The sequence below is a fragment of the Streptomyces sp. NPDC088124 genome (assembly GCF_040685895.1).
Classification (GTDB): Bacteria; Actinomycetota; Actinomycetes; order Streptomycetales; family Streptomycetaceae; genus Streptomyces.
This window is the reverse complement of sequence record NZ_JBFBJB010000007.1, coordinates 182316-198084: the sequence shown is the minus strand read 5'-3', so window position 1 is coordinate 198084 and position 15769 is coordinate 182316. Positions and strand designations below refer to the sequence as shown.

Here is a 15769-nt window from a genome sequence, read left to right as displayed (position 1 = left end):
ACGAATGGCTGCGTGAACATGGCATTCCGCCCGAGGTGCTGTCCCTGACGCCCGGCGATGTCCTGCGCCACTCCCGCCTTCCCGCACACGCACCCGCGTCTCTGCCCATCGGGGCAGTTGGCTCAGGTCGCCCGTCGGGCTCCGAAGCGCAGACCGTCGAAGAGCAGGGTGGTGATCTGCCGGGCTTCGTCCTGCCAGCCTTCGGTGGCGTTCATGTGACAGATGCCGCCCAGGGCGCGCAGCAGGGTGGGGCCGGTGACGCTGCCACGGATGGTGCCGGCCGTGGTGCCCGCGTCGAGCAGTTCGGTGAGGGCGTTGCCCATCTGTGTGCGGGCGTTGTCGAAGACCGGTGAGTCCGTTGCCATGATGCTCCCCAGGGCGACGGCCATTCCCTTGCCCACGGCCGCGTGGTCCACGAGCATCAGCAGGAAGCGCCGCAGCGCCTCGTGCGGGGCGTGTTGGCCCAGAAGCTGTGCGGGAGCGGTACACAGCTCGTCGACTTCCTCGCGGTAGACCTCCTCGATGAGGGCTTCGCGTGTCTCGAAGTGGCGGTAGAGCGTTCCGACGGCCACCCCGGCCCTGCGGGCGATCTCCTCGACGTGCGCGTCGGTGTCGCCGTTGAGGAACGCGTACCGCGCGGCGGTGAGGAGCGCCTCGCGGTTGCGGCGCGCGTCGGCGCGCAGCGGACGTGATGACATCAGCGGAATCTCCATAAGGTGAGTCGGACTCCGTTTGCGTTAGTCGAGCGGGGGTCCGGCGTCGTGGTGCACGTCTCCTCGATCGCGAGCCGTCTTCCGCAGCGTACGGAGGCCTCCTACGCCGCCGCCAAGGCGGCGCTCAACGCCTACAGCCGCGAACTGGCGACCGAGGTGGGCGAGCACGGGGTGCGCGTGGTGTGCGTCCTTCCGGGCTTCGTCGTCACCGAAGGCGCCACCGCCCACCTGCGGCACATCGCCGACCAGCAGGGCATCAGCCCGGACGAGGTCACGGAGCGGATCGTGGACCACCTGAAGGTGCCGATGGGCCGCCCGGGCGATCCCGAGGACGTCGCCGAACTGATCGCCTTCCTCGCGTCCGGGCGCGCGAAGTGGCTCACAGGAGCGCAGTTCCGCGTCGACGGCGGCATCATCCCGGCGCTCTGAGCGGCAACCCGCAGGAAAGGGAGGACACGGCCGTGAACATCGCCCTGAGTTCCGTGATCATCGATGCCGCCGACCTGGAGCCGGAGGGCTTCTTCTGGCACCGGCTGCTCGGCGGCTCACTCACCCGGACACCGACCCACCACTTCGTCCGGGCCCCCGGCCTTCCGGTGCTCGTGATCCAGTCGGCCCCGGGACAGGTCGCCCCTGACTGGCCGAACGGCAGTTCCCAGCAGATGCACCTCGACTTCGCTGTCGACGATCTCTCGTCCGCCGACCGGACGGCGACGGAAGCCGGTGCCAGTCGCCTGCGACCCGCTGACGGCGTCGGCCCCGTGCCCGAGAAGGGCAGCCGGGTCTACTCCAGCCCGGCCGGACACCCCTTCTGCCTGCGCTCAGCCTGAGCGACGGGGCGACGCTTCGCCGGCGCCGACCGGTCCACGACGCTCCGTCGAGGCGCGGAGAGCCGTGCGAAGGAGTTCGCCGAACCGGGCCGGATGCGTCGTCAGGCCGATGTGGCCGCCGGGGAAGTGCAGGAGTTCCCTGCCGAGACGCTCGGCCAGGAAGGCGGCCGGGCGGTAGGTCAGTTCGCCGCGCGAGTCCTGGCCACCGGCGAGCACGAGCCGATGTGCGTGTGCCTCCAGGCGGCTCAGGTCCGGGGTGTAGGACATGAACCCGGGAACAATGCGCCCGACGAAGTACGGCAGGTCGGCCATCGTCCGTTCGGCCCGCGCCGCGGCCCGCGGCGGAAGTGCGGTCCCGGCCTCCGGCTCGGTGCTGTCACCGTCGACACCTGGAAACGCCCTGCCGGCCAGAACACCAGCCACGTCGTCCAGGCCACCCAGCACACACAATCCACGATTTCCTGAATTCAGGATTTGATGTACTGTCGAGAGGTGCTGACACTCGCTGCCGAAATCGACGTGCTGGCACGGTTCGGCCGCGCCCTCGCCGATCCCATCCGCTGCCGCATCCTGCTCACCCTGCGCCAGGCACCGGCCTACCCGGCCGACCTCGCCGACGCCCTGGAGATCTCCCGGACCCGGCTGTCGAACCACCTTGCCTGCCTGCGCGACTGCGGCCTGGTCGTCGCCGCGCCCGACGGCCGCCGGACTCGCTACGAACTCGCCGACGAACGCCTCGGCCACGCACTGGACGACCTGCGAGCGGCCGTAGTCGCCGTCGAGGCCGACAGGACCTGCCCGGACGCCGCCGAGAAGGGCTGCTGCTGAATGACCGCGATATCCCTCGGCCCCAGCCCCGCCCGCCGCGACACCCTCACCCGGCGCATACGCCTGTTCGTCGCCGCGACCATCGTCTACAACGTCATCGAAGCGATCGTCGCGATCATCGCCGGCACCGCGGCCTCCTCCACCGCCCTCATCGGCTTCGGCCTCGACTCGATCATCGAGGTCTCCTCCGCCGCAGCCGTCGCGTGGCAGTTCTCCGCCCGCGACCACGCCATCCGCGAAGCCCGCGAACAGCGCACCCTGCGCATCATCGCCGTCTCGTTCTTCGCGCTCGCGACGTACGTAACCGTCGACTCCGTCCGGGCACTGACCGGCACCGGTGAAGCCGACCACTCGGTCCCCGGCATCGTCCTCGCCGCTCTCTCCCTGGCGATCATGCCGTTCCTCTCCGCCGCCCAACGCAAGGCCGGCCGCGAACTCGGCTCCGCCTCCGCCGTCGCCGACTCCAAGCAAACGCTGCTGTGCACCTACCTCTCCGCCGTGCTCCTGGCCGGACTCCTGGCCAACCTGCTGCTCGGCTGGTCCTGGGCCGACCCGATCGCCGCCCTCGTCATCGCCGCCATCGCCGCCAAGGAAGGCCGCGACGCATGGCAGGGCAAGGGCTGCTGCGCGCCCACGCCCCCCACCCCCACCGCGGCCGCCGCGACCACCTGCGGCTGCGCGACGGGCTGCAGTTGCTGCTGAGGACCACCCCCGGCCCTGCCCGTGGCGCCCGGGCCGGCCTTGTTCACGACCGGGATTCGGCAGCACCCCGTTCGCGGGGCGGGGCGCGGAGGCCGGTGGCGCGCCGGGACATGGGGCGGCCGGGTGGTAACAGCTTTCGGCAAATCCGCGCGATCGGCGCGGTCACCTGGTTGTGCTGACCGAGGTCGGACAGCGACGGCTGCGCGCCGCGGCAGCCGCGGAGCAGCACGTCGAAGAGGAACTCTTCCGCTCGCTGGACGACTCCCGGCGCTCGCTGCTGACGCAGCTGCATGCCCTGCTGCGGGTCGACTTGACCGGCGGCAACGAGCACTGCGGCAGCCCGACTTCCCTTGACAGGACGGCGATGTAAAGCCCTGGGTCAGGCGGCCGAGGCGCCGAACACCGCAGAGCCGAAAGGAGCCGTGGGCGCCCCCAACATCCGCAGACCGTGAGGACGCGGGGAAACCCTGCGTACCTGGTCCCGCCTCTGCGGTGGTCATTAAGGGGAGCCGACGTGAGTGCTGTCCTTTCTCGTGGACATCGAACGCCGCCCTCCCGGGACGCTGTCCGGAGTCAACTGTCCTGTCTCAATGAACACAGTCGGGCCTGAACTGCTGCCCAGGGGCGCCTAAGTTCGTCGAGACAGCCGCTCTCTGAGCGGACCCGGGCCACCAGCCCTACTGTCCCGTCTCAGTCGATCGGATCCCCGTTGTCGACGTACGTCTGGACGTGGCTCTGGCAAGATGATCTCCGCCTACGAAAATCTTGCCAGAGCCCTATACGTCCCCACCCTGAAGGTGGTCGTCCGCAGGTCGGGGAGGCGGGGCCACCCGACAGCTCAACTACTCACGCCCGAGGAATCGTCGCCCTCAGCGGACGGTTGCGCCCAGGTAGTCGAGGGCCGCACGGGCGAATCCCGGTGCGGTACGCGGGCACTGCCAGCGGGCGAGGATCTCGGGCCCGGAGAGGTTCGCGGGTTCGGCCTCCTCGTCCCCGGGTTCATCCAGGTAGTCCCCGAGCAGATCCTCGGGAAGCAGGTCGTCGAGGGCCTGGTTCACCGGGGAGCTCAGCACCTCCAGGCAGGCGGGAAGGCGCTCGAGCACATCGTCCACGTCGGCCTCGTACGGATGCCAGCCGTGCGAGCACGCCCCGCCGTCGTCACCACGCGCGACCCGGCTCAGTACGGCGACGACCTTGTCCTCGACTCCCGGACCGGGGTTGCCGAAGGCCACGTAGGGGGCGAGCATCAGCAGGCCCAGCGTCCAGAACAGCACGGGATCGCCCTCCGACCCCGGCGCCGTCGTGTCGAGCCGGCCAGCGCAGCCCCGCACCGTCTCGTCCCTGTCCCCGGCGTGGTAGCCGTGCCGGAGTTCGTCCCAACTACTGAACAGAGGCTCCCAGTTGTCGGGCACGGGTATGACCGTCGACATGCCTTCTTGCTCCCTTCGCGACGTCCCGGCTCCACGGCCATTGGATCACAGGGGCGTGCGCCGTCACCCACGGACCGCCACCACACCCGACTGCAGAACCGCGTGATCACCCAGGCGCGCCGGACGGGCTGACGCCTCCCGCGGCGGACACACCATCGACGCCCTCGAATGCCTCACCGCATGCACGAGATCAACCGAGGTTCAAAGATGCGCTCTCAGGGTGCGGGACACGACGGTCCGTCGAGGGCGCCCTGCGGGCCTCACTGAGCGATGGACGATGGGCCTGCGGACCCGATCGCCTTGTCCCGAGGCTGGCGGGCAGTCGGCCGGCCCCGGCCAAGCGGCGGCCAATCAGCCGAGGACGTTCGCCCGTACGTACCTGGGGAGAGGACCCCTCGTACGCCGACACCCGTCTCAGATGATCCGGCCTGTTTCGCTCGGCGTCTCGGGTGATCTGGTTCGTTGAGCATCTCTTGGCGAAGTCTCCCCGTGTCGACTTGCGCCACCGACACCTCTGGCCGATGGGCACACCACCGAGCCCTCAGGACGGGAAGAAGCTACTGAACTGCGTTCCGCCGAGCGCGGCGATCGGCTCACGATCCAACGCCGCAGCCTCCAGCAGACGGCAAATGGTGTCACCAGCATGGCGATCAGCCACAGGCCCACCGAAGCCGGAGAGATCAGGTAGTACTCCCAGCGCGCCGGCAACAGCGGGGGAAAGGCAATCACCGCGCACAGAAGCAGCCAGGTGCCTACGACGACGAGCACGGCCTTGGACACGATCACAACGACACGCACGGGCTACCTCCCCTGATGCCATTGTTCCAGGAGCTTGTGACCTCAGGACAGCAGGTGCCCTCATTGGGAAGCGGCCGTCCCATGGTCACGGCAGGCATCCGGGCGCCTTCGTTGAAAAGTACCGGGCCGATCCAGGTGTTTGGAGACATCACCAGGGTCCTGGCCGTGCTGGCGGTGGTGATGGGGCATGGCTCGGTCGTGGCACTGCAAGCCGAAACCGTGCTGAAGGTAGTAGCGCGGCGGCTCGTCCAGTCCCTCCACGACAATGGCACAGTCGTTGACCTCGATCGGACCGGTCGCGCCGAGACCTCGCGCCTCCTGGGTGACGTTCACCGGATCGGGCTTGGGCCACGCGGCCTGACACTTCGCGACCTGCCCGTGTCACGCCCCGAGGTCCGTGCCTCCTCCAAGGCACGGACCTTGCCCATCAGCGATGCGCTCCCATCAGGCTGCGGTCACCTGCTGGGCCAGCAGCAGCGTCAAGGGACCGCCCTGTAGCAGAAAGCGTCCCTGGGTGGCGGCCTGGATCGCGTCGGCCATCGGCCACCACATCAGCTTGAAGTCCGCTTCGCTCGGTGTGAGTTGCTGCGGTCCGCAGGTGATGCCTTCGGCCAGGAAGAGGTAGATGCGGGCCGGAGAGTTGACGGTAATGGCATACGAACCGAGGGGGCACCAGGTGTCGGCGGTGACACCGGCCTCCTCTCGCAGTTCGCGCCGCGCGCACTCCTCCGGCGTCTCGTCACCTTCCCGGCGCCCTCCGGGCAGGAACACGTACTCGCCGCCGTGCTGGGGGAACTCGGCGGTCAGGACGGCGACCATGCCGTCCGCGTCCCGGGCCACGATGACGGAGGCGTCGCGTACGGCAGTGGTTCCTGCGGGAGGGGCGCTGGTCATACCGGCGCCTCCGTCGTGCAGAGCTGGAGGGCGTGCTCGACGGCCAGCTCCTGGCTGGCGGGGTCGCCGGTGACACGGACGTACGGGATGTTTTCCTCACGCGGGAGATCGTGAGTGTGGCGGTCGACCAGCGCGCGGTAGCGGGCGTCGTGGTCGTGCCTGCGTTCGACGGGGAGGGTCGGGGCAAGGACAGTGGCCAGGAGAAGGTCGTACGTGTGGCCGTGGGCGGAGGCTAGGCGGTGCGGCGCCCCACGGTCCGCCTGCGCAGCGAGGCGACGGTGCCATTCCTGGGTGGCTCGGAAGTAGGCGAGCGCGTCCCAGCACGCTCGGTCGGCGAGCACGACCTGTACGAGGCCCTCCTCCAGTCGAGCCGCGGCGGCGATCTCGTCGGCGATACCGGTGGCAATGATCCACATGGTGGAAGCGACCGTGTGGTGCTGCATCTTGGGCAGCGGTACGAGGGCGGCGCGCCGACCGAGCTTGCCGGTGCGGGCCACCGGAATGCCCTGACCGCGCAGTTCCATCTCCATGCGGCGCATCAGCAGGGTCTTGCCGGTGGAGTGGGCTCCCATCACGCCGATGCGGATGAGAGTAGGTGAGGTCACCACAGAGTGGGCTCCTGTTCTGGTTCGGGGGCTCCGGGCAGGCCGGGCGGTACGGCGGCGGCTGCGAGTTGGCCCCAGTTCTGGTAGCGGTTGGCCATGGCGATGAGGAGCTGTGCGGTCGCATAGGCGTCGAAGGCGGCGCGGTGACGTTGCTCGGGGGCCTCGCTCAGATCCGGCGCGAGGTGTTCGATCAGGGCGTCGAGGCTGTACTTACCGAGGCTGGGGTAGGTGGCCTTGGCCAGCCGGAGCGTGTCGAGCACTCCGGCCGGCTGCCATTGGGGGAGGTGTTCGGAGAGCACCTTGTAGTCCACGTGCGCGTTGTGGGCGCAGATCCACGAGACGCCCAGGATCGTGTGAACCTGGCCGGCGATCTCTTCCCAGCCCGGCTCCTTCTCCAGCCGCTGATTGGTCAAGCCGTGTACGCGAGCGGCAAACGGGGTGACGGGACGGGCCGGCCTGGTCAGCCACGCCCCCGCCGTGCCCGTGTCCACGTGCCCTTCCCGTACGGGGAGGGTGGCGACCTCGACCAGATCCGGCGGGTTGGTGCCGTTGCCCTCGACATCGACAACGAGCAACGGGGGCCAGGAGGAGAAGTTCATGTGCCGGTGTTTCCGTTCTCCGCCTGCCAGCCGATAGGGGCCCGGCCGTGCCGGCGGTGGTGATGGGGCTTGGCTCGGTCGTGGCACTGGAAGCCGAAGCCGTGCTGAAGGTAGTAGCGCGGCGGCTCGTCCAGTCCTTCCACGACAATGGCACGGTCGTTGATCTCGATCGGACCGGTCGCGCCGAGATCTCGTGCCTCCTGGGTGACGTTCGCCAGATCGGGCTTGAGCCACGCGGCGTGACACTTCGCGACCTGCTCGGGCGGACAGATGTCGCACAGTTCCCGGATGCCGTAGTGCCCGTTGTAATCCGCCTCTCCGTGCGCATAGGCCACGCCGCAGGACGTCTTGCGGAACAGGGCTCCCCAGGAGCCGTCCCGCTCGAAGGCATCGAGGATCCGCTGCTCGGCAACCTCGGGCATGATCTCGCGCCGTGCCGTTTCCTCGTACGGCATCGGCAGGTCATGGGCCTCGTAGTACGCGGCGATCTCGTTGCGGAAGAACAGGCCGGTGAACACGGTGGCGTTCGCGTGCTGGGACAGTCCGCGTGCACGTGTGATGTCGGTGTCGGAGTCGTTGAGGCCGGGCACGATGGGACGCCAGTACAGGACGGTGCGGTACCGCTCGGCGTGCTCGTACAGGGTTCGCAGGCTCTCGGCGGCGATGTTGCTGTCCACCGGCTCGATGGCGGGGTTCTGGATGTTCGAATGCGTGACCAGGATGGTCAGGCGTAGGTTCGTGAGGCTGTTGAGGACAGCGCAGTCCTTGGGAGCGACGCGCCATCGGGTGACGAACAGGACGTGGTTGGTCAGGCCACGGTCGTCCAGCTGCCGCAGGACGTTGAACACATGAGGCTTGGCCACGGGGAGCATCGGGTCGGTGGCCCGGTTCAGGAGCTGAATCGGAGTCTTGTGCGGCCGGAAGTAGGCATGGCCGACGAGCTGGCGCACGGCTTCCTTGTCGCTCATCAGACGCCTCGGAACCTTCATCTCGAAGTTGCTGAAGAGGTGCCGGACGCAGTACCCGCAGTCGAGCGGGCAGCCGACGATCCAGTTCAGCGAGAGTCCTGACTTGCGGTACTCGATCACGTCCGCGAGTTCCGTCTTCAGGCTGCCGATCTGGTCGGCGAGCATGATCGGCAGGGGTCGGCGAGTGCCGATGGTGGGAGCGCTCATCGTGGTCTCCTGGGGAGGTCAGGCTTCGGCGGGGGTGCTCTGTGCCGAAAGGTCCGTGAGAAGGTCTCGGCGGTCGGCGCCATACCAGGTGCCGAAGTCCCGGCGGGCCGAGGCCGGGTCGTCGGAGGTGTGCACGAGGTTGTGGACGAGCCGTTTCTCCGCGAGAGCGGCGTTGAGGCTGTCGTTGCCGAGATCGCCTCGGATCGTGCCGGGAGCGGCGTGTGTGGGGTCGAAATGGCCCAGCAGATTGCGCAGGCGTGCGTGTATGCCCGGCTCGGCGTGAGCGAGCGCGACGGTGACCTGTCGTCCGGTGTACGCCTCGTCCAGGCACGCGGGGATGTCCCGGTCGGGGAACCAGTCGGCGTCGACCAGCAGGTCCCAGTAGTGCACGTGGATCTGCCAGGGCTGCACGGTGACCTCGCGCCGGTTCGTGACCGTGACGCCTTCGGCGGCGATCCGTTCCAGCACGGCATCAACCAGTCCGCGTTCGACCGCGTCCGGCTTGCACAGGATGACGGCCCAGCGGTCGAAGTCGATTCCTTCCACGACAGCGCCGCTCGGCGGCCTCCGGCTCACCGCTGGTCCTCGGGGGTGGCGCGAGCCGCCCATTTGTGTTTGAGGAGCCAGCGGAGCCCCGGATGCAGGGCATCGAGCACCTCGCGGCTCACCGTCTCGGCCTGGTCCTGCTTGATCTGGCGGTAGACCTCGAACAGCAAGATGGCCTGCTGCCAGTACACGTCCACGTCCAGACCCGCGATGTCGTCCGCGCTGTACCGGGCCTTGTTCGTGCGCAGCAGTTCCTCGTGTTCGAGGACCCGTGTGATGGTGCCGGGGGTGGTCTCCACCAACATCGCCGGAAACGGGAAATGCTGCGGGTGGCCTCGCATATCCGCTTCGTCCAGCACCTTCTTGACACGCTCGGCGTTCCGATCGTTGACGTGCGCGGAGCCGATGAAGTGGGTGTACGTCCCCAGCTCCAAGCCGAGCTGCACGGCCGCGTACTCCTGGATCATCGTGAAACTGAACACGTCGGACAGCAGGCCACCTGGTCGTTGGCCCGCATGTGGCACACCATGTGCAGGTGTCCACCACGGGCGAGCAGGTGCAGTCCGGCCAAGCACGCCATGTCAGGGTTTTCACTGACGGCCAGCTCGGAGGCGGAGAAGACAGGGAGGTACCCGCGCTTGCTGTCGATCTCCCTACGGAGCAGTTCCAGGACACGGCCGAACGGCGAAGCGGTGTCGCCGTCGGCGGGATTGAAGAGGGTGTGACCGTAGGCGGATCCGCCGAGGGTGATCCCGTCGAGGGAGCTGGAGCGCATCGACGGGGCGTAGTAGCCGATCATCTCCAGGTCCCGGCGGCCGGCCAAGTACCAGAGCGCTTCGGCGAACTGAAAGACCGGGTTGGCCTTGCGTGTGGCCAGGTAGGGAAGCCTCTGGCGGGGGTCAGGCAGTCGGAAGCCGACACCGATCACCTCGCAAGCTTCGTTTCCACGGGCGGCGATGTGGTGCTCGGCGTTGTTCGATGCCAGTTGCAGCAAGGTGAGGTATGCACCTTCAACGCTGCGATAGGTCGGAGCGGTGAGCATCATCTCTCCAAGTCAGTGGACAGCCGTAGGTGCGGCTGATGAACAGGGGGCCGTGCTCTGTGGTGGAACCGGCTGACGGTCCGGCTTGTGACTCCACACAGCCGGGCAGTGGTCTCGGCGGTAACCCGGCAACTCGCAGTACTTCCCGCAGTCGCGTACTCATTTCGAGAGACAGGAGGGAGTTCTCCTTCCAGAGAAAGGTGGGATCGGGTGGCGCACGGAGCTCGGGGCGTCAGGGCGCAACCGGCCGTCATTTGGCCAGCAGGGCCAGGGCCATGGCTCCCAGCAGTCCGGCGGCGTCGGCGACCAGCCACCAGACTTCCCAACGGCACTTCAGCAAGACGTAGTTGTCTAGGGCCAGTGGAAACGCGTACAACGCCGACAGCCGGTCACGGCTCACCACTGGCATGCGTCGGGCACTCGACCTCGCAAATCCACAGCCGGAAGAGCCTGCCGTTGTACCGCACGTCGCCCAGGACACGGCCGCAAGCACCCAAGTGAGTTCCGCACAAGGCGCAGTCGATGGCCATCTGCTGGCGGGGCCGCAGTCGGGCCAGGTCCGGCAGCGGCGGGGGCACCAGCCGACCGGTCACTGTCCGGCCTCCTTGAGAAGCTCCGCCCAGACCTCTTTGGCCCATACGCGGCTGCGGCTTCGGCAGAGGTCGTAGCCCCAGCGGTCGGCGATCGCGTCGATGAGGAGCAGGCCACGGCCGGACTCGTCGTCGGCATCGGCCGGGCTGAGTACGGGCAGTCGCGAGGGGGCGCGGTCCACCACTCCGATGCGCACCCGCACCGCGCTCGGCCGCCCGACCATCAGGCGGATCGAGGGGTACGGAGTGTGCCGGACGGCGTTCGCGATCAGTTCGGACATGATCAGCACGGCGCGGTCGGCGAGATCGTCGAGGCGCCATACGGCGAGAGCGTCACGGACGAGCTTGCGGCCGATCTCGGCCGTCTCCGGCTGGCACGGAAACGTTTGACTGTAGGCGGGGTGGCCGATAGGGGCGGCCTGAATCTGTTTACTGAGACTCGTCATTGGTGGAGCCTTCGTCGTTGTCTCGGCGCCCTGCTCACTCCCTCCGGGAGACTTCAGGAGCAAGCCGGGCCGTCAACAGCCGCTCCTATGGGGTTACGAGCGACCAGTAATCAGACAACTCCCCTGCGCAGTAGGACAGTTAGGGTGATCGCAGAGGTATTCGACGGAATGCCCTAGGGTGATTTGACGCCTCTTTTACCTGACAGAAAGCGACCGCAAGGCTACGGTGCGGATATGAATGCCACGCGCAATACGGTTCTTGAGGCATGGATGGCTGAGAACGGGCACAGCTCCAACAGCCTGGCCGACGCCGTGAACGGGGCCCTTGAGCGACTGACCGGGCGGCCCGGCGGGCTGGACGGCTCCTCGATCCGGTCCTGGAAAGCGGGCCGGGTCAAGTGGCCCAAATCGGCTACCCGCAAGGCCCTTGAGGACGTCACTGGCCTGCCCGCCGTCGCTTTGGGATTCATTCCACGGGGCCGGGCCTCGCTCACGTCGCCTCCGCGGCAGGGGGACCCTGACATGAAGCGCCGTACTCTCGTCGGCGGAATCGCAGCCGTCGCCGCAGCGGCAGCCGCCCCCGGCGCATCGCCCCGGCGCATCGGCATGAGCGATGTCGACCGTCTGCAGGCGCGCTTCACCGAAGTCATCGCCAGTGACCAGCGCCACGGCGGACAACTCAGCGCCCAGCAGCGGGCCGCCGCGCTTGCCGGCGAGGCGCTGCATCTCCAGAATGCGGGCAGCGCGACCCAGCGCGTGCGCAACAGCCTGTATGCGTGCGCGGCGTCGTTCCTCTCCTCGGCGATGTGGGCGGCGATCGACAGCCGCCGCTACGACGACGCGAAGGGACACATGCGCGAAGCGCAGGCCCTCGCCGAGTTGTCCGGTGACCAGGCGATCAAGTTCCGCATCTGGAGTCACGCGGGGACCATGTACCGGCACATGGGCCGCCCTGCCGATGCCCTCGCCGCCAACGACGTCGCCCGCAATCTGAACATCACGCGTCGTGATCCCCTGTTCGCCTCTCTCGGGCATGCCCGTCAGGCCGCCACCCTCGGCCTCACCGGTGACACCGCAGCAGTGCAGCGCGCCCTCGGCTGCGCCCAGGACGCACTCGACCGTGCCGATCCGGGGCTCGCTCGACCAGTGTGGATGACGGCGGTCCGTAACGGAGCAGAGCTGGAAACGCTTGCTCTCGCCGCACACTTTCGCCTCGGAAACTTCGAACGAGCCGAAACCCATGCTCACCGGAGTCTGGCCCTGCTCCGCCCTCAGATGCGGCGCGACCGCGCCATCAACACCGCCCGGCTCGCTGCCGCCCAACTCGGACAAGGCGATATCGAGCAAGCCGTCGCCACTGCGATGAAGGTCCCCGCCGATGTCGCAACCCAGCACGCCCGGGTGACGCGCATGTTGCAAGAGTTCGGTGCCGCACTGCGCGCCACCACGCCGGGCAGCCCTACCGCACAGATCTGGACCGAGCACACCCGCGACGCCTGGAGGACACCCGCATGACCTCGGCACCCGCTATCGAACTCCGCGTGTTCACCACTCTCGGACCCCCGCGCGGCAGCCTGGTCGACGTGTACGCCGACGTGCGTGTGCCGCTGCTCCACCTGCCGATTACGACGCGGTCACCGCCAGTACCGGCAGCGCACCACCCCGGCACCGGTGGATAAGTACACCGAGCGTCCGGCCGTCGCCCTGAAGGAGATCGGCGTACCAACCGCGTGGCGCGGCACAGGAATTGCGTCGCGCATCTTCGACGCCTTCCTCGCCACCCGCGAGGAGCCGTACGTCACGCTCATGGTCAATCCGGCGGCCGGTGACGGGAAGGTCCACGCGCTCTACACGTCGTGGGGTTTCGAGGACATCGGACAGAGCCAGCCGTCAGCGGCGTCGCCGGTCCTCACCGTAATGATCCGCGCCACCCGCTGACCCGCACGGGCGCTCAGCCGACCACCCACCCGTTCAGCACGATCCGCCGCGGCGCCGCCAGGACCCGTACGTCCGTCCTCGGGTCCTCGTCGTAGACCACGAGGTCGCCCGGTGCGCCCTCCTCCAGGGCCGGGCGGCCCAGCCAGGCCCGCGCGCGCCAGGTCGTCGCGGAGAGGGCCTCCAGGGGCGGGATGCCGGCCTTCACCAGTTCCGCGACCTCGCCGGCGACCAGGCCGTGGGCGAGGCCGCCGCCCGCGTCGGTGCCGACGAAGACCGGGATGCCCGCGTCGTACGCCGCGCGCACCGTGTCGTAGCGGCGCTCGTACAGCCGGGTCATATGCGCCGACCAGCGCGGGAACTTCTCCTGGCCGCCCGCGGCGAGGCGCGGGAACGTCGCGATGTTGACCAGCGTCGGGACGATCGCCACGCCCCGTTCCGCGAAGAGCGGGATGGTGTCCTCGGTGAGGCCGGTGGCGTGCTCGACGCAGTCGATGCCCGCCTCGACCAGGTCGCGCAGCGCGGCCTCCGCGAAGCAGTGCGCGGTGACCCGGGCGCCCAGCCGGTGTGCCTCGGCGATGGCCGCCTCGACCTCGGGGCGCGGCCAGCAGGCGGTCAGGTCGCCCGCGTCGCGGTCGATCCAGTCGCCGACGAGCTTGACCCAGCCGTCGCCGCGGCGGGCCTCCCGGGCGACGTAGGAGACGAGGTCCGGGGGCTCGATCTCATGGGCGTAGTTGCGGATGTAGCGGCGCGTACGGGCGATGTGGCGGCCCGCCCTGATGATCTTCGGGAGGTCCTCTCGGTCGTCGATCCAGCGGGTGTCCGCGGGCGACCCGGCGTCCCTGAGCAGCAGGGCGCCCGCGTCCCGGTCCCCGAGCGCCTGCTTCTCGCTGGTGGCGTCGTCCACCGCGCCGTGGTGGTCGAGGCCGACGTGGCAGTGGGCGTCGACCAGTCCGGGCAGCGCCCAGCCGTGGACCGTACGGACGTCACGGGCGCCCGCGGGCCGGTCGAAGGTGATTCTGCCGTCCACCACCCACAGCTCGTCCCTGACCTCCTCGGGGCCGACCAGCACCCGTCCCGTCACCCGCAGCACCGCGTGATCACTCATATGCAGCACTGTACGAGGCCGTGAGTACCCTCGACCGGAGGGATTCCCCGCCCGGCCGGGAAGGGGGCCCCTCCCCCGCTCCCCCGATCCGTCCCTGAAGAGAGCACCGCCGTGACACCTGCGCATCCGCTGCTTGACCTGCCCCCGCTCACCGCCGCGCGCTTCGCCTCCATCGAGCGCCGGGTGGCCGCCCTCCTCGCCACCGGGAACGACGTCGTGATCACCCAGGGTGAGGCCCTGCTCCCGCTGGAGGGGTGCATCCGGGGCGGCGCGGGCCCGGGCTCCACCGCGCTGAACGTGGTCACGGGGCCGTACGGGCAGACCTTCGGGAACTGGCTGCGGGACTGCGGCGCGACCGTCGTGGACCTGGCGGTGCCGTTCCACACCGCGGTGACCGCCGCCCAGGTGGAGGAGGCGCTCGCCGCGCACCCGGAGATCGACTTCGTCTCGCTGGTGCACGCGGAGGCCGCGACCGGCAACACCAACCCGGTGGCCGCGATCGGTGAGGTGGTACGGGCCCACGGCGCGCTCTTCATGCTGGACGCCGTCGCCTCGGTGGCCGCCGAGCCGCTGCTGACCGACGCCTGGGGTGTGGACCTGTGCGTGATCGGCGCGCAGAAGGCGATGGGCGGGCCCGCCGGGGTCTCGGCGGTCGCGGTGAGCCCGCGCGCCTGGGAGCGGTTCGCCGCCAATCCGCGGGCGCCCCGGCGCTCGTACCTCTCGCTGCTCGACTGGAAGGAGCGCTGGATCGACGCGGGCCGCAGGGCGCTGCCGCACGCGCCGGCCCAGCTGGAGATGCTGGCGCTGGAGGCGTGCGTGGAGCGCATCGAGACGGCGGGCCTGGCGGCGGTGACCGGGCGGCACGCCGCCGCCGCTGCCGCCACCCGGGCCGGCGCGCTGGCGCTCGGGGGCGGTCTGGCGCCGTTCGTCCGTGAGGCGGCGGAGGCCGCGCCGGTCGCCACGACGCTCCGTACCCCCGCGGGGGTGGACGCCACGGAGCTGGTAGCGAAGGCGCTGGCCACCGATCCGTCGCTGCCGCTGATCGCAGTCAAAGGGGCTGCGCGCAGCGCTTCGGTTGAGGGTGGTGGCGGGCGACGGGCGGGCGGGGGTGCGCTGGCCGCCGAGATGATCCGGGTGAACCACTACGGGGCGGACGCCACCGGCGACGTGGTGCGCTCCTGTCTCGACGCGCTGGGCGCCGCGCTGGCGGGAGCCGGGGTCGCGGTGGACCGGCCGGGTGGCGTCCGCGCGGCCGACGCCGCGTGGGCAGCCGTCCGCGCGGACGCGTCCGGCCTGACCGGAAATTAGCACCACCCCAAATACCGAATGAATTCATGAATACGGGGAACTGCTTTATTCCGAGCAGCTCCCCGTATTCTTCTGCCCGCTTTTCATTGGCCTAAACGCCTGGGTTTCAGCCCTCCCGAAACCAGGATTCCGGGCGGTCTCGCGAGCGTTACGGACATGTGACCGAGCCCACAATGACCACCGATTTGCCCGGATTTATCCGCACATAATAACCCCAAAC

The 15769-nt window shown here is 69.1% G+C and carries 18 protein-coding genes and 3 pseudogenes; 8 read left to right on the top strand and 13 right to left on the bottom strand.

Annotation, left to right across the window (positions count from 1 at the left end; all coding sequences use genetic code 11):
* Window positions 1–122: 122 nt before the first annotated feature.
* Window positions 123–701 (bottom strand): TetR/AcrR family transcriptional regulator, encoded by a 579-nt coding sequence (locus tag AB0P17_RS08375; protein WP_365808832.1) that lies wholly within the window; start codon window positions 699–701, stop codon window positions 123–125.
* A 39-nt stretch (window positions 702–740) separates the two neighbouring features.
* On the opposite strand from AB0P17_RS08375, the pseudogene AB0P17_RS08370 reads away from it, so the two are divergent.
* Both AB0P17_RS08370 and AB0P17_RS08365 read left to right on the top strand, forming a co-directional pair.
* Window positions 741–1142, top strand: a pseudogene (locus tag AB0P17_RS08370) (SDR family oxidoreductase); the annotation flags it as partial.
* A gap of 32 nt (window positions 1143–1174) precedes the next feature.
* Window positions 1175–1543 (top strand): VOC family protein, encoded by a 369-nt coding sequence (locus AB0P17_RS08365; RefSeq protein ID WP_365808761.1) that lies wholly within the window; start codon window positions 1175–1177, stop codon window positions 1541–1543.
* Here the strand turns inward: AB0P17_RS08365 and AB0P17_RS08360 are convergent.
* Window positions 1535–1924: pseudogene (locus AB0P17_RS08360) on the bottom strand (hypothetical protein); the annotation flags it as partial. The gene AB0P17_RS08365 and the pseudogene AB0P17_RS08360 overlap by 9 nt on opposite strands.
* A gap of 111 nt (window positions 1925–2035) precedes the next feature.
* Here AB0P17_RS08360 and AB0P17_RS08355 point away from each other — a divergent pair.
* From AB0P17_RS08355 to AB0P17_RS08345, 3 genes are all read left to right on the top strand, one after another.
* Window positions 2036–2371, top strand: coding sequence for a metalloregulator ArsR/SmtB family transcription factor (locus AB0P17_RS08355; RefSeq protein WP_365808759.1), 336 nt, complete (start codon window positions 2036–2038; stop codon window positions 2369–2371).
* The gene (locus AB0P17_RS08350) at window positions 2372–3073 is read left to right on the top strand and encodes a cation transporter (RefSeq protein ID WP_365808757.1); all 702 of its coding nucleotides are present in this window, start codon (window positions 2372–2374) and stop codon (window positions 3071–3073) included. It abuts the gene before it with no gap.
* Between the two features lie 172 nt (window positions 3074–3245).
* Window positions 3246–3443: a hypothetical protein gene (locus AB0P17_RS08345; protein ID WP_365808755.1), complete on the top strand. Its 198-nt coding sequence runs from the start codon at window positions 3246–3248 to the stop codon at window positions 3441–3443.
* A gap of 499 nt (window positions 3444–3942) precedes the next feature.
* On the opposite strand, the gene AB0P17_RS08340 is transcribed toward AB0P17_RS08345, so the two are convergent.
* From AB0P17_RS08340 to AB0P17_RS08295, 10 genes are all read right to left on the bottom strand, one after another.
* Entirely contained in the window at window positions 3943–4503 is a 561-nt protein-coding gene (locus tag AB0P17_RS08340) for a hypothetical protein (protein WP_365808754.1), read from the bottom strand.
* 414 nt (window positions 4504–4917) lie between these two features.
* Window positions 4918–5301 carry a hypothetical protein gene (locus tag AB0P17_RS08335; protein WP_365808752.1) on the bottom strand — a complete coding sequence of 128 codons (384 nt, stop codon included), beginning with the start codon at window positions 5299–5301 and terminating at the stop codon, window positions 4918–4920.
* 444 nt (window positions 5302–5745) lie between these two features.
* The gene (locus tag AB0P17_RS08330; RefSeq protein ID WP_365808750.1) at window positions 5746–6195 is read right to left on the bottom strand and encodes an NUDIX hydrolase; all 450 of its coding nucleotides are present in this window, start codon (window positions 6193–6195) and stop codon (window positions 5746–5748) included.
* A complete protein-coding gene (locus AB0P17_RS08325) occupies window positions 6192–6800 on the bottom strand; it encodes an AAA family ATPase (RefSeq protein ID WP_365808749.1) in 609 nt (202 codons plus the stop codon). Before AB0P17_RS08325 ends, AB0P17_RS08330 begins: the two co-directional genes overlap by 4 nt.
* The gene (locus tag AB0P17_RS08320) at window positions 6797–7399 is read right to left on the bottom strand and encodes a 3'-5' exonuclease (RefSeq protein ID WP_365808747.1); all 603 of its coding nucleotides are present in this window, start codon (window positions 7397–7399) and stop codon (window positions 6797–6799) included. Before AB0P17_RS08320 ends, AB0P17_RS08325 begins: the two co-directional genes overlap by 4 nt.
* Window positions 7396–8574, bottom strand: a complete 1179-nt coding sequence (locus AB0P17_RS08315) for a radical SAM protein (RefSeq protein ID WP_365808746.1) — start codon at window positions 8572–8574, stop codon at window positions 7396–7398. The genes AB0P17_RS08320 and AB0P17_RS08315 overlap by 4 nt, the downstream gene beginning before the upstream one ends.
* An 18-nt stretch (window positions 8575–8592) precedes the next feature.
* A complete protein-coding gene (locus AB0P17_RS08310; RefSeq protein WP_365808744.1) occupies window positions 8593–9150 on the bottom strand; it encodes a nucleoside-diphosphate kinase in 558 nt (185 codons plus the stop codon).
* Window positions 9147–9587, bottom strand: coding sequence for a hypothetical protein (locus AB0P17_RS08305; RefSeq protein WP_365808742.1), 441 nt, complete (start codon window positions 9585–9587; stop codon window positions 9147–9149). Before AB0P17_RS08305 ends, AB0P17_RS08310 begins: the two co-directional genes overlap by 4 nt.
* Window positions 9584–10165 (bottom strand): thymidylate synthase, encoded by a 582-nt coding sequence (locus AB0P17_RS08300; RefSeq protein WP_365808740.1) that lies wholly within the window; start codon window positions 10163–10165, stop codon window positions 9584–9586. The genes AB0P17_RS08305 and AB0P17_RS08300 overlap by 4 nt, the downstream gene beginning before the upstream one ends.
* 586 nt (window positions 10166–10751) lie before the next feature.
* On the bottom strand, window positions 10752–11198 hold the full coding sequence (locus AB0P17_RS08295) for an ATP-binding protein (protein WP_365808739.1): 447 nt from the start codon (window positions 11196–11198) through the stop codon (window positions 10752–10754).
* 234 nt (window positions 11199–11432) lie between these two features.
* Here AB0P17_RS08295 and AB0P17_RS08290 point away from each other — a divergent pair, with 234 nt between their 5' ends.
* The gene (locus AB0P17_RS08290) at window positions 11433–12713 is read left to right on the top strand and encodes an XRE family transcriptional regulator (protein ID WP_365808737.1); all 1281 of its coding nucleotides are present in this window, start codon (window positions 11433–11435) and stop codon (window positions 12711–12713) included.
* Window positions 12710–13136, top strand: a pseudogene (locus tag AB0P17_RS08285) (GNAT family N-acetyltransferase). Before AB0P17_RS08290 ends, AB0P17_RS08285 begins: the two are co-directional and overlap by 4 nt.
* Window positions 13137–13149: 13 nt before the next feature.
* Here the strand turns inward: AB0P17_RS08285 and AB0P17_RS08280 are convergent.
* The gene (locus AB0P17_RS08280) at window positions 13150–14241 is read right to left on the bottom strand and encodes an amidohydrolase family protein (RefSeq protein ID WP_365808735.1); all 1092 of its coding nucleotides are present in this window, start codon (window positions 14239–14241) and stop codon (window positions 13150–13152) included.
* 111 nt (window positions 14242–14352) lie between these two features.
* Between AB0P17_RS08280 and AB0P17_RS08275 the strand changes: the two genes are divergently transcribed.
* Complete coding sequence (locus AB0P17_RS08275; protein ID WP_365808734.1) at window positions 14353–15549, top strand: aminotransferase class V-fold PLP-dependent enzyme; 1197 nt, start codon at window positions 14353–14355, stop codon at window positions 15547–15549.
* The last annotated feature ends 220 nt before the right edge of the window (window positions 15550–15769 follow it).